Origin of the sequence: Streptomyces ipomoeae 91-03 (assembly GCF_000317595.1) — a bacterium.
GTDB classification, from domain to species: domain Bacteria; phylum Actinomycetota; class Actinomycetes; order Streptomycetales; family Streptomycetaceae; genus Streptomyces; species Streptomyces ipomoeae.
Genome location: NZ_AEJC01000614.1, coordinates 31,365 through 43,111, shown reverse-complemented (window position 1 = coordinate 43,111; position 11,747 = coordinate 31,365). Strand labels below are relative to the sequence as shown.

Sequence of the window (11,747 nt, the reverse complement as noted above, 5' to 3'; positions counted from 1 at the left end):
CGACGGGGGATCAGACCGTCCGGAACGCCAGCACCACGTTGTGCCCGCCGAACCCGAACGAGTCGTTCAGGGCGGCGATACGGCCCTCGACGGGAAGCTTGCGAGCCTCTCCGCGCACCACATCGGCGTTCGCCTCGGCCTCGGGGTCGAGGTCCTCCACATTGATCGTCGGCGGAGCCACCCGGTGGTACAGCGCGAGCACGGTCGCGACGGTCTCCACACCACCGGCGCCACCCAGCAGATGCCCGGTCATGGACTTCGTACCGGAGACCGCCATGTGATCGGTGTGGTCGCCGAACACCTTCCGCAGCGCCTTCAACTCGGCGATGTCACCGGCCGGAGTCGACGTCGCGTGGGCGTTGACGTGGACGATCTCGGCCGGGTCGAGGTCGGTCCGGTCGAGCAGGTTCTGCAGGGCGTGGGCGATGCCCCGGCCCTCGGGCTCGGGCTGGACGATGTCGTGACCGTCGGCGGAGATGCCCTGACCGATGGCCTCGGCGTAGACACGGGCGCCACGCGCGGCGGCGTGCTCCGCGGACTCCAGGACGACGATGCCCGCACCCTCGCCGAGGACGAACCCGTCACGGCCGGTGTCGTACGGACGGGACGCGCCCTGCGGGTTCTCGTTGTTCTTGGACATCGCCATCATGTTGCCGAACGCGGCGATCGGCAGCGGATGGATCGCGGCCTCGGTCCCACCGGCGACCACGACATCGGCACGGCCGGTGCGGATCATCTCGATGGCGTAGCCGATGGCCTCGGCGCCCGACGCACAGGCGGAGACCGGGGTGTGCACACCGGCGCGCGCGCCGACGTACAGACCGACGTTGGCGGACGGCCCGTTGGGCATCAGCATGGGCACGGTGTGCGGGGAGACACGGCGTACGCCCTTCTCCTTCAGCACGTCGTACTGGTCGAGCAGGGTCGTGACGCCGCCGATGCCGGAGGCGACGACCGCGCCGACGCGGTCGGCGTCGACCGTGCCGTCGTCGGCGGACGTCTCGGTGAAACCGGCGTCGGCCCACGCCTCCTTGGCCGCGATCAGCGCGAACTGCGCCGAGCGGTCCAGCTTGCGGGCCTGCGGCCGGGGGATGACCTCGGTCGGTTCCACGGCGATCTGCGCCGCGATACGGACCGCCTGGTCGGCGGCCCACTCCTGCTCCAGAGCACGGACACCGGAGCGTCCGGCGACCAGACCCTCCCAGGTCGAAGTCGCGTCGCCACCCAGCGGTGTGGTTGCGCCGATACCGGTGACGACCACGGTGCGCTTGGTCGAACTCACGGGAATGTTCTCCAACGGTTACGAGGATTCAGCGGCGCCACCGCCGGGTGGCGGGGCAACGAGTCCGGTCCGGGGACCGGACCTGGCCCTGATCCGGGGACCGGGCCGGACGCGTCCGGCCCCGATCCTGTCCGATCAGGCCTGGTGCTTGAGGATGTAGTCGGTCGCGTCGCCGACCGTCTTGAGGTTCTTGACGTCGTCGTCCGGGATCTTGACGTCGAAGCGCTCTTCGGCGGCGACGACGACCTCGACCATGGACAGGGAGTCGACGTCCAGGTCGTCGGTGAAGGACTTGTCCAGCTGGACGTCCTCGACCGGGATGCCGGCGATCTCGTTCACGATGTCGGCGAGACCGGCGACGATCTCTTCCTGAGTGGCGGCCATGTCGGCGCTCCTTCGTAGATATCCAGAGGGTGTGGCGCCCGCCGCGTCAGCGGCAGGTGTTGCGTTGACCGTCCCGGACCACGAGATCCGGCACGGTTGCCTAGGGGAGGGTAACGACCGTCGCTGCGTACACGAGACCCGCCCCGAAGCCGATGACGAGCGCGGTGTCGCCGCTCTTCGCCTCGCCGGTCGCCAGAAGCCGCTCCATCGCGAGCGGGATCGAGGCGGCCGAGGTGTTGCCGGTGGTGCGCACATCGCGGGCGACCGTGACATGCTCCGGCAGCTTGAGTGTCTTCACCATCGAGTCGATGATCCGCTCGTTGGCCTGGTGAGGGATGAAGACATCCAGGTCGTCCGGGCTGATCCCGGCCGCGTCCAGCGCCTGCTGAGCGACCTTCGCCATCTCGAACACGGCCCAGCGGAACACCGCCTGGCCTTCCTGAGTGATCGCGGGGAACTTGACATTGCCCTCGCTGTCCAGCGGGAGCTTGTCGAGGTCACCGATCCGGTACTCGTTCCACGGCACCGTCTGCTTGATCGTTCCGGCTTTGTCGCCCTCGGAACCCCACACGGTCGGGCCGATGTGCGGCTCCTGGGAGGGACCGACGACGACGGCGCCGGCGCCGTCACCGAAGAGGAACGCCGTGGCACGGTCCTCCAGGTCGGTGAGGTCGGACAGCCGCTCGACACCGATGACAAGTACGTACTCTGCCGAGCCCTCTACGACCATCCCCTTGGCGAGGGTGAGGCCGTAGCCGAAGCCCGCGCAGCCGGCCGAGATGTCGAAGGCGGCGGCCTTGGCGGTGCCGAGCTTGTCGGCGATCTCGGTGGCGACGGCCGGGGTCTGGCTGAAGTGCGAGACGGTCGAGACGATGACGGCGCCGATCTGCTCGGCGGAGATACCGGCGTCGGCGATCGCCTTGCCGGACGCCTCGATCGACATCGCGGCGACCGTCTCCTCGTCGTTCGCCCAGTGCCGGGTCTCGATGCCGGAGCGGGAGCGGATCCACTCGTCGGAGGAGTCGATCCGTTCCAGGATCACTTCGTTGGGGACCACACGCACGGGGCGGTAGCCGCCGACACCGAGGATGCGTGCGTACGGGGCGCCCTTGCTCGGCCTGATCTTCGACATTGCTGTCTGGCTCCTCGGGGTCAGGCGCCCGCCGCGTCGGCGGCAGGTGTGGATGTCTCGGCGATGAGCTCGCGCGCGGCGTCGAGGTCGTCGGGGGTCTTCAGCGCCAGCGTCTTCACACCGGGCAGCGCCCGCTTGGCGAGACCGGTGAGCGTGCCGCCCGGGCACACCTCTATGAGCGCGGTCGCGCCCAACTCCTTGAAGGTCTCCATGCACAGGTCCCAGCGGACCGGGTTGGCGACCTGACCGACGAGCCGGGAGAGCACGTCGGCGCCGGTGGCGACGGCCTGCCCGTCCTTGTTCGAGACGTAACGGAACTTCGGGTCCGCGGGCGTGAGATCCGCGGCGGCCGTGGCGAGCGCGTCGACCGCCGGGGCCATGTGGTGCGTGTGGAAGGCGCCGGCCACCTTGAGCGCCACGACCCGGCGGACGCCCTCGGGCTTGTCCGCCTCCAGCGCGGCCAGCTGCTCCAGGGTGCCGGCGGCCACGACCTGGCCCGCGCCGTTCACGTTCGCCGGGGTCAGCCCCAGCTTCTCCAGATGCGGCACGGTCGTCTCGGGGTCGCCGCCGAGCAGCGCGGACATCCCGGTCGCGGTGATCGCGGCGGCCTCGGCCATGGCCAGCCCCCGCTTGCGCACGAGGGTCAGCGCGGCCGTGTCGTCGAGGACACCGGTGAAGGCGGCGGCCGTGATCTCGCCGACGCTGTGGCCCGCGACCACGCCGGGGGCCACGTCGCCGAGGGCGGCGGCGGACAGCAGGCCGGCCGCGACCAGCAGGGGCTGGGCCACGGCGGTGTCCCGGATCTCGTCCGCGTCGGCCTGGGTCCCGTAGTGGACGAGGTCGAGCCCGATGGCGTCCGACCACGCGGCGAGGCGGTCGGCGGCACCGGGGATTTCGAGCCAAGGAGTCAGGAAGCCGGGCGTCTGGGCGCCCTGGCCGGGAGCGACGAGTACGAGCACTCTCACACTCTCTCTTGGGGACGGCTGACACCGCCCGTGAGGACAGGGACGAAGAACCGCAGGGGGTTTTGTAGCCCCCCGACAAAACCCTAGAGCTGGGGATCCCCATCCACCAGACGCCCCAGGATCAGCGCGATCCGCAGTGTGAACGCAGAGCGTACATCGGAAGGCGACCAACCGGTGACGTCAGTCACACGTCGAAGCCGGTAGCGGACGGTGTTGGGATGGACGAACAGCATCCGCGCCGCGCCTTCGAGACTTGAGGCCTGTTCGAGATAGACGCTGAGGGTCTCCAGGAGCGCGGAGCCGGCCTCCTCCAGCGGTCTGTAGATCTCCTCCACCAACTGCTCACGGGCGCTCGGGTCACCCGCGATGGCCCGCTCCGGAAGCAGATCGTCCGCCAGCACCGGCCGGGGCGCGTCCTGCCAGGCGGAACAGGCCTTGAGCCCCGCGGCGGCAGCCTGCGCGGACCGGGTCGCGGCCAGCAGGTCGGGCACGATCGGCCCCGCCACCACCGGCCCCGCCGCATACGGCCCGATCAGCGACTTCGCCACCTGTAGCGGGTCGTTGTTGCCGCCCGCGATGACCACCAGCCGGTCGCCCAGCACACCCGTGAGCACCTGCAGCTTGGCGTGCCGGGCCGCCCGCCGGATCGCCTCCACGGTCAGCTCGCTGTCGCCGTCCGGGGCGGTACCGAGGACCACGCACACATGCTCCGGCGAGTTCCATCCAAGGGCGGCGGCCCTGCTGACCGCGCCCTCGTCGGCCTCGCCGCTCAGCACCGCGTTCACGACCAGTGACTCGAGGCGGGCGTCCCAGGCACCCCGGGCCTCGGCGGCCTGCGCGTACACCTGGGCGGTGGCGAAGGCGATCTCCCGCGCGTACACGAGCAGCGCCTCACGCAGCACGGCCTCGTCGCCGGGGGCGGCCACCTCGTCGATGGCGGACTCCATGACCTCGATGGTGGTGCGCACCATCTCCACGGTCTGCCGGAGCGTGATCGCCCGGGTCAGCTCACGCGGCGCCGTGCCGAACACATCCGTCGAGATGGCCTGCGGGGCGTCCGGACGCCGGAACCACTCCGTGAACGCGGCGATACCGGCCTGGGCGACCAGTCCGATCCACGACCGGTTCTCGGGCGGCATCGCCCGGTACCAGGGCAGCGTCTCGTCCATCCGCGCGATGGCCTGCGCGGCGAGGCTTCCGGACGACTTCTCCAGCCGTCGCAACGTCCCGGCATGCGGATGGACGCGTGAGACGGCTCGGGACTTGCTGGGTTCTGGTTGGGGCACGTTACCAAGCCTGCCTTATCGCTGCGCCGGCTTGTGCCGGAGGGGTCGGGGGCGGGGTATCGGGTCGTGGGCCGGGGATACGGGTTTGCCGGGGGCCGCCGCCCCCGGACCCCCGCTTCGGCCTGAACGGCCTCGTCCTCGAGCTCCCCCACTCTCGGCTTCGCTCGAGCGGGGGACCCCCACGACGGGCTGGGTTGCGCCGGCCGGTGCTGAGGATGCCGACCAGGGATACCTTGGGTCCGTGATGGATGTGCGGCGCGCCGACACGCGCTACCCCGGCGGTGACCCCGAGGCCGGGATCGTCTCCCGGCACGCCTTCTCCTTCGGTGGGCACTACGACCCGGACAACCTCCGCTTCGGCGCGGTGATCGCCTGCAACGAGGAGCGTCTCGCGCCCGGTGCCGGGTTCGACGAACATCCCCACAGCCACACCGAGATCGTCACCTGGGTCGTCGAGGGCGAGCTGACCCATCGTGACACCACCGGCCACGAGACGCTCGTCCGCCCCGGCGACGTCCAACGCCTCAGCTCGGCGGGCGGGGTACGGCACGTCGAACGCAACGACGGCGACACCCCGCTCACCTTCGTCCAGATGTGGCTGGCACCCCTCGACCCCGGCGGCGACCCGTCGTACGAGATCGTGCGCGGCATCGCGGACTCCACGCCGTACGCCGTCCCGGAGGCGGGCGCGATGCTGCATGTACGGCGGCTGGGTACGGCGGGGGAGCGGATCGCCGTGCCGGACGCGCCGCGGACGTATCTGCACGTCGTGCGCGGCACGGTTCGGGTCGGGCCCCATGGGCTGGGGCCCGGGGACTCGCTGCGGGCGGAGGGCGAGAAGGGGTTGGAGCTGGTCGGGGTGGACGGGCCGGTCGAGGTGCTGATCTGGGAGCTGGGCGAGTGACGGTCCGTCAGTTGTTGGTCGGCTCCTCGGCGTTCCGCCACACCGTGATGTCCACCGAGACGTAGTCGCTGGGGTCGCCGCTCGGGGCCGAACCCTGGAAGGTGACCAGCCCGATGTGGCCGGTGTTGGTGCGCACGCACATCTGGGAGCCCTTGGAGACCTGGCCGATCTTGACGTAGTCCGTGTACCGGGTCTCGTTGCGGCAGGTTTCCAGGGAGCCCTTCTGGGAGCTGTTCAGCAGGACGAGCTTCTGGCTGCTGCTGCCCAGCCGCTTGTCGTCGAAAAGCGAGTCCGAGTAGTAGTAGAAGTCCCCGTCGTCCTCGTACGAGGGACCCATCTCGGTGTCGAGGGGCTTGGGCGGCGCGTCCGCGAAGCGCACGTAGTAGTTGGCGGGGATGTTGATGCCCTTGTAGGTGGCCGGCTTGGGGTCGGGCTGCTTGGCGTCGCCGGAGCCGCTGTCCGACCCGGTCGAGGAGTCGCTGGACGAGCCGCCCGACGAACTGCTCGACGAACCGGACGAGCTGTCCGACGAATCCGTGAGGCCCTTCAGCAGCGAAGCGCAGCTGCCGAGCAGCCCCAGGCCGAAGACCACCGCGACGCCGATCCCGATCCACTTGCCGACATTGCTGCGGGGCGGCGGAACCGGCAGCGGGCGCGGATGGGTCTGCGGATGCTGCTGCCAGGTGTGCGGCTGCGGGTGCGGGGTCTGGTACCCCGGCGGCACGGTGTGCGGTCCCGACGGCACCGGCTGCGGGGGGTACGGCGTCGACGGCGGCCCGGCCGGACCCGGCGGGGGCGGGGTCGTCGGCCCGGAGTGCATCGTCGGCGCCGCGTGCATGGTGGGCGCGGCGTGGTCGACGGACGGCGCGCTCAGCTGGGTCGCCGGATGGGTCCCCGGGGCGGTGGGCGGCGGGGACTGGGTCGCCGGGATCGGGGTCTCTGCCGCCTTGTTCCGCTCGGCCAGCAGCTCCGCCGACGCCGAGGTCCGCCGGGTGATGTCGGCGCCGATCGCGTCCGGCAGCCAGGACCCCGACTGGATCAGCGGGGTGGGCGACGCTGCCTGGCAGAGCTCGATGACCTCGTCGGGCGTGGGCCGGTCCTCGGGGTTCTTCGCCAGACAGCGCGCGATGAAGCCGAGTTCGTCCGGGAGCCCGGAGAGGTCCGGCTCCTCGTGGACGATGCGGTACAGCACGGCGTGCGAGGGCCCGTCGCCGTACGCGCCGCTGCCACGCGCCCCGTACGCCGCCACCTGGCCGAGGGCGAAGATGTCCGACGCCGGCGTGACGGGCTTGCCGGCCGCCTGCTCCGGTGACATGAACGCCGGGGTGCCGATGGAGACGCCGGTGCCGGTCAGGGCGGTGGCGTCGGCGGCGCGGGCGATGCCGAAGTCGATGACGCGGGGGCCGTCGGCGGCGAGCAGCACGTTGGCGGGCTTCAGGTCGCGGTGGACGATGCCCGCCGCGTGGATCACCTTCAGCGCCTCCGCCACCCCGGCGAGCAGCAGCAGGACCGAGGAGACCGGCAGCGCGCCGTGCTCGGCGACGGCCGCGTGCAGCGACGGGCCGGGTACATAGGCGGTGGCCAGCCACGGCTGGTCGCCGTCGGTGTCGTGGTCGAGGACGGGCGCGGTGTACAGGCCCTGCACGCGCTGGGCGGCCTGCACCTCCTGCTTGAACCTGCGGCGGAAGTCGGGGTCCTCGCTCAGCTCCGGCCGGATCGTCTTCAGCGCGATCGGATGCCCGCCCGGGGTGTACGACAGATACACCGTGCCCATGCCGCCCGAGCCGAGCCGTGCCGCGAGCCGGTAGCCGGCCACGACCTTCGGATCGCTGTCGTCCAGCGGGCGGAACTGCCCGCCCGGTCGTCCCTCGACCATCGCTGTCCCCCGAGGCTTTGCGTTTGCTGTGGCATGTGTGCAGGGGGAGGGTATCCGACGGAATCAACCGCCGTCCTATGGCCTGTGGTTACCGATTGATCTCGGTAAGTACCGCATCAGTGAACGGCGTCCACGCCTCGACCGCCCACGGCCCGAAGGCCCGGTCGGTCAGCGCCGCACAGGCCACCTGGGCCACCGGGTCGATCCACAGGAAGGTGCCCGACTGCCCGAAGTGCCCGAACGTGCCCGGCGACGACGAAGTCCCGGTCCAGTGGGGCGACTTGGAGTCCCGGATCTCGAAGCCGAGCCCCCAGTCGTTGGGGTTCTGGTGCCCGTAACCCGGCAGTACACCCTTGGTGCCCGGGTACTGCACGGTCATCGCCTCGGCGACCGTACGCGGGTCGAGCAGCCGCGGCGCCTGCACCTCGGCGGCGAACCGCACGAGGTCGTCCACCGTCGACACCCCGTCCTTGGCCGGTGATCCCTCAAGGCTCGTCGACGCCATCCCCAGCGGCTCCAGCACCGCCTGCCGCAGATACTCCCCGAACGGGATGTCCGTCGCCTTGGCGACATGGTCCCCGAGCACCTCGAACCCGGCGTTCGAATACAGCCGCCGCTCCCCGGGCGCCGCCGTCACCCGGTGCTCGTCGAAGGCCAGCCCCGACGTGTGCGCCAGCAGATGCCGCACGGTCGACCCGGCCGGCCCCGCGGGCTCGTCCAGCTCGATCGCCCCCTCCTCATACGCCACGAGCACGGCGTACGCGGCGAGCGGCTTGGTGACCGAGGCCAACGGGAACCGCTGCCCGAGGGGCCCATGCGCCCCCAGAACGGTGCCGTCCGCCCGCACGACAGCGGCGGCAGCGGTGGGAACCGGCCAGTTCTCGATCAACGCGAGGCTCTGCAAGGACATGCTCACGAGCCTAAGCGCCTCAGAGGTTCAGCCGCATCGAGGGGTCCGGCTTGCGTACGAAGCCCAGGGAGGCGTAGAGCGGCTCGGCCTCGGCGGACGCGTTCAGATCGACCTGGGCGACGCCCTTCTCCCGGAACCAGTCGAGGAGCACCTCCATACAGGCGCGGGCATGGCCCCGGCGGCGGGCGTCCGGGTCGGTGGCGACGCTGAAGACGTGCCCGACCGAGCCGTGCGGGTTCCCGGCCCGCCCGATCCGGTACTCGACCGTCCCGGCCACCAGCGCGACGAGCGCGCCCGGCCGTTGCGGACGGTCGATCACGAAGGCCGCGAAGTCCCCGTCGCGGTCGGCGAGTCTGCGGCGTATGGTCGGCAGGGACTCGCGGTGCCAGTCGGTGGAGCGGTCCGCTCCCCACAACGAGTCGATCATCACCTGCCGCAACCGGAGCACTTCCTCGGCGTCCTCGGGGGTGGCACGTCGTACGAGACCCATGTCGCGCACGCTAACCGGCGTGATCGCATCGTGTCCTCGTGTTTTCTCACCGAATTCCGCTTGCTTGGAGCGCACTCCAAGGCTCTAGCGTGGGGGCCATGACGGTGATGGAGACCACGAGTACCCCCAGGACTGCCACCGACGACGGTTGTGCCGGGCCGCCGCTCAAGCCGCGACGGCCGGACGGGCAGGACAAGTACACGATCAGCGAGGTCGCCGAGCTCACCGGTCTGACGGCGCACACCCTGCGCTGGTACGAGCGGATCGGTCTGATGCCGCACATCGACCGCTCCCACACCGGCCAGCGCCGCTACCGCAACCGCGACCTCGACTGGCTCGACCTCGTCGGCAAGCTCCGCCTCACGGGTATGGCGGTCGCCGACATGGTCCGTTACGCCGACATGGTCCGCGAGGGCGACCACACCTACGCCGAGCGCTTCGAGCTGCTCAAGGCGACCCGCGAGGACGTCCTGTCCCGGATCGCCGAACTCCAGGACACCCTCGACTTCCTGGACCGAAAGATCAACTTCTATGCGGACGCCGGGCGCGCCCTGGCGTCGGAGAGGGCCTCATGACGGACGGCACCATCGCGAAGGCACAGCTGGGCACCGACGGCCCCGAGGTCGGCGTACAGGGCCTCGGCTGCATGGGCATGAGCTTCGCGTACGGCCCCGCCGATGCGAACGAGTCCAGGGCCACCCTGGAGCGGGCCCTGGAACTGGGCGTCACGCTCTACGACACGGCCGACGCGTACGGCGCGGGGGAGAACGAGAAGTTCCTGTCCCCCTTCTTCAAGGCGCACCGGGACGAGGTGGTCATCGCCACGAAGTTCGCCCTCGCGATCCCGGCGGACGACCCCACACGGCGCGTCATCCGCAACGACCCGCCGTACATCCGCAGTTGTGTGGAGGCCAGCCTCAAGCGCCTCGACGTGGAGGCCATCGACCTCTACTACATGCACCGCCGCAACCCGGACGTGCCGATCGAGGAGAGCGTCGGCACCATGGCCGACCTGGTCCGCGAGGGCAAGGTGAAGCACCTCGGCCTCAGCGAGGTCACCGGCAGCGAGTTGCGCGCCGCCCACGCCGTACACCCCATCGCGGCCGTGCAGTCGGAGTGGTCCCTGTTCAGCCGCGACATCGAGGCGAACGTGGTCCCGGCGGCCCGCGACCTGGGCGTGACCCTGGTCCCGTACTCCCCGCTGGGCCGAGGCTTCCTCACGGGCTCCTTCGCCAAGGCGGAGGACCTGACGGCTGACGACTTCCGCCGCCAGCAGCCCCGCTTCACAGGCGACAACGCGGCGGCCAACACGGCTCTGCTGGCCCCGATCCGCCGGATCGCCGACTCCCACGGCGCCTCCCTCGGCCAGATAGCCCTGGCCTGGGTCCACCAACAGACGGCCGTGCACAACCTCCCGTTGGTCCCGATCCCGGGCACGCGCAAGCCGGGGAGGGTGGAGGAGAACGTAGCGGCCACGAGGATCACGCTGACGGAGGAGGACCTGGCCCTGCTCGAGCCGATAGCGGAGAAGGTGGCGGGAGACCGCTACGCGGACATGACGTTCACATCCGCGGCCAGGGAGTAGCGCGAGTTCTCGGGGACGCGGGGCTGAATCGCTGTCACAGCTCAGCCAGCAGCTCCGCCTTCTTCACACTGAACTCCTCATCCGTGACCAACCCCGCCTTGTGCAGCTCGCCCAGATGCCGGATCCGGTCGGCGATGTCGGCCGGATCCCGGCGAGGCCCGACGGCAGCCAGGGCCGTGGCCTCCACGGGCCCGGCGGTCCGTACCGCCGCCAGCACGGCCGCCGCGAACGGCAGTGATTCGTGCACCGGCCCGTACCCCAGCCCGAACACCACGGTCGCCGGATCGTGGTCGGGCTGCGCATGCTGCTCCGCGTCACGGCGAAGCAACCGCAGATACCCCTCGAACAACTCGGGCGACCGCCACTCGACCCCGCTCAGCGCGCCCACCGGGAAACTCTGGTCCCCGGCCTTCCATTTGGCGGACGACGCCCCCGTCCAGAACCACCGGAAGGACACGGACCGCCCGTCGAACGACGCCTTCCCGTCGTACGCCTTGAACTGCAACGGCACATCGGGCGCCGCGACCAGAAACCGTTCCGCGGGCGCTGACTGGGTCAACCGCGCCCGCAGTTCGTCCGCGTAGTACTCCGCGAGCGTCTCCCGCTCGGCCGGCAGTACGAGCCGGTACGGGTCGGATCCCTCCTTGAGCTGGTCGGCCGCCGCTTCCATCAGCGGATCGGCGCCCGGTCTCGGTACGGCCCGCAGTACGACGGTGCCCCGCTTCCCGGGCGTGAGCGTCACGTCCGCGATCGCCTCGAGGGGGACGCGTCGCTCGCCGAGCGCCTGGAACAGCTTCGGCGTACGGATCCCCCGTTCGAAGCGGATGAGCACGGAGTCGGACTCGAATTCCCAGGCGGCATGAAATCCGGCCAGTACGTCACCCATGCGGCTCATCGTATGCGTGCGACGCGGTGAAGTCCCGACCGAGGCGA

At 70.7% G+C, this 11,747-nt stretch carries 12 protein-coding genes; 3 read left to right on the top strand and 9 right to left on the bottom strand.

The window, feature by feature from the left end; genetic code table 11:
- Positions 1–10: 10 nt before the first annotated feature.
- From STRIP9103_RS39415 to STRIP9103_RS39395, 5 genes are all read right to left on the bottom strand, one after another.
- Positions 11–1,282 carry a beta-ketoacyl-[acyl-carrier-protein] synthase family protein gene (locus tag STRIP9103_RS39415; RefSeq protein ID WP_048821819.1) on the bottom strand — a complete coding sequence of 424 codons (1,272 nt, stop codon included), beginning with the start codon at positions 1,280–1,282 and terminating at the stop codon, positions 11–13.
- A 135-nt stretch (positions 1,283–1,417) separates the two neighbouring features.
- Positions 1,418–1,666, bottom strand: a complete 249-nt coding sequence (locus STRIP9103_RS39410; RefSeq protein WP_007381745.1) for an acyl carrier protein — start codon at positions 1,664–1,666, stop codon at positions 1,418–1,420.
- A gap of 100 nt (positions 1,667–1,766) precedes the next feature.
- Positions 1,767–2,798 (bottom strand): ketoacyl-ACP synthase III, encoded by a 1,032-nt coding sequence (locus STRIP9103_RS39405; RefSeq protein WP_009337206.1) that lies wholly within the window; start codon positions 2,796–2,798, stop codon positions 1,767–1,769.
- A 20-nt stretch (positions 2,799–2,818) separates the two neighbouring features.
- Entirely contained in the window at positions 2,819–3,757 is a 939-nt protein-coding gene (locus STRIP9103_RS39400; protein WP_009337288.1) for an ACP S-malonyltransferase, read from the bottom strand.
- Between the two features lie 89 nt (positions 3,758–3,846).
- A complete protein-coding gene (locus STRIP9103_RS39395; RefSeq protein WP_048821818.1) occupies positions 3,847–5,049 on the bottom strand; it encodes a PucR family transcriptional regulator in 1,203 nt (400 codons plus the stop codon).
- A 244-nt stretch (positions 5,050–5,293) separates the two neighbouring features.
- On the opposite strand from STRIP9103_RS39395, the gene STRIP9103_RS39390 reads away from it, so the two are divergent.
- Complete coding sequence (locus STRIP9103_RS39390) at positions 5,294–5,953, top strand: pirin family protein (RefSeq protein ID WP_086019381.1); 660 nt, start codon at positions 5,294–5,296, stop codon at positions 5,951–5,953.
- Positions 5,954–5,960: 7 nt separating this feature from the next.
- Here STRIP9103_RS39390 and STRIP9103_RS39385 read toward each other — a convergent pair whose 3' ends face one another.
- The 3 genes from STRIP9103_RS39385 to STRIP9103_RS39375 all read right to left on the bottom strand — a co-directional run bounded on the left by STRIP9103_RS39385 (position 5,961) and on the right by STRIP9103_RS39375 (position 9,229).
- Complete coding sequence (locus tag STRIP9103_RS39385) at positions 5,961–7,829, bottom strand: serine/threonine-protein kinase (protein WP_009337227.1); 1,869 nt, start codon at positions 7,827–7,829, stop codon at positions 5,961–5,963.
- Between the two features lie 88 nt (positions 7,830–7,917).
- On the bottom strand, positions 7,918–8,739 hold the full coding sequence (locus tag STRIP9103_RS39380; protein WP_048821817.1) for a serine hydrolase domain-containing protein: 822 nt from the start codon (positions 8,737–8,739) through the stop codon (positions 7,918–7,920).
- Between the two features lie 19 nt (positions 8,740–8,758).
- A complete protein-coding gene (locus tag STRIP9103_RS39375) occupies positions 8,759–9,229 on the bottom strand; it encodes a GNAT family N-acetyltransferase (RefSeq protein WP_009337212.1) in 471 nt (156 codons plus the stop codon).
- A 98-nt stretch (positions 9,230–9,327) separates the two neighbouring features.
- On the opposite strand from STRIP9103_RS39375, the gene STRIP9103_RS39370 reads away from it, so the two are divergent.
- Both STRIP9103_RS39370 and STRIP9103_RS39365 read left to right on the top strand, forming a co-directional pair.
- Positions 9,328–9,804 (top strand): MerR family transcriptional regulator, encoded by a 477-nt coding sequence (locus STRIP9103_RS39370; RefSeq protein WP_048821815.1) that lies wholly within the window; start codon positions 9,328–9,330, stop codon positions 9,802–9,804.
- On the top strand, positions 9,801–10,814 hold the full coding sequence (locus tag STRIP9103_RS39365; RefSeq protein ID WP_009337281.1) for an aldo/keto reductase: 1,014 nt from the start codon (positions 9,801–9,803) through the stop codon (positions 10,812–10,814). Before STRIP9103_RS39370 ends, STRIP9103_RS39365 begins: the two co-directional genes overlap by 4 nt.
- A 34-nt stretch (positions 10,815–10,848) precedes the next feature.
- On the opposite strand, the gene STRIP9103_RS39360 is transcribed toward STRIP9103_RS39365, so the two are convergent.
- Positions 10,849–11,700: a DUF4429 domain-containing protein gene (locus tag STRIP9103_RS39360; protein ID WP_009337214.1), complete on the bottom strand. Its 852-nt coding sequence runs from the start codon at positions 11,698–11,700 to the stop codon at positions 10,849–10,851.
- Between the last annotated feature and the right edge of the window lie 47 nt (positions 11,701–11,747).

Bases quoted from the DNA above. Each gene is read 5' to 3' on its own strand.
- STRIP9103_RS39380 (WP_048821817.1), bottom strand. From the start codon at position 8,739: ATGTCCTTGCAGAGCCTCGCGTTGATCGAGAACTGGCCGGTTCCCACC.
- STRIP9103_RS39365 (WP_009337281.1), top strand. From the start codon at position 9,801: ATGACGGACGGCACCATCGCGAAGGCACAGCTGGGCACCGACGGCCCC.
- STRIP9103_RS39385 (WP_009337227.1), bottom strand. From the start codon at position 7,829: ATGGTCGAGGGACGACCGGGCGGGCAGTTCCGCCCGCTGGACGACAGC.
- STRIP9103_RS39390 (WP_086019381.1), top strand. From the start codon at position 5,294: ATGGATGTGCGGCGCGCCGACACGCGCTACCCCGGCGGTGACCCCGAG.
- STRIP9103_RS39405 (WP_009337206.1), bottom strand. From the start codon at position 2,798: ATGTCGAAGATCAGGCCGAGCAAGGGCGCCCCGTACGCACGCATCCTC.
- STRIP9103_RS39410 (WP_007381745.1), bottom strand. From the start codon at position 1,666: ATGGCCGCCACTCAGGAAGAGATCGTCGCCGGTCTCGCCGACATCGTG.
- STRIP9103_RS39360 (WP_009337214.1), bottom strand. From the start codon at position 11,700: ATGGGTGACGTACTGGCCGGATTTCATGCCGCCTGGGAATTCGAGTCC.
- STRIP9103_RS39375 (WP_009337212.1), bottom strand. From the start codon at position 9,229: ATGGGTCTCGTACGACGTGCCACCCCCGAGGACGCCGAGGAAGTGCTC.
- STRIP9103_RS39370 (WP_048821815.1), top strand. From the start codon at position 9,328: ATGACGGTGATGGAGACCACGAGTACCCCCAGGACTGCCACCGACGAC.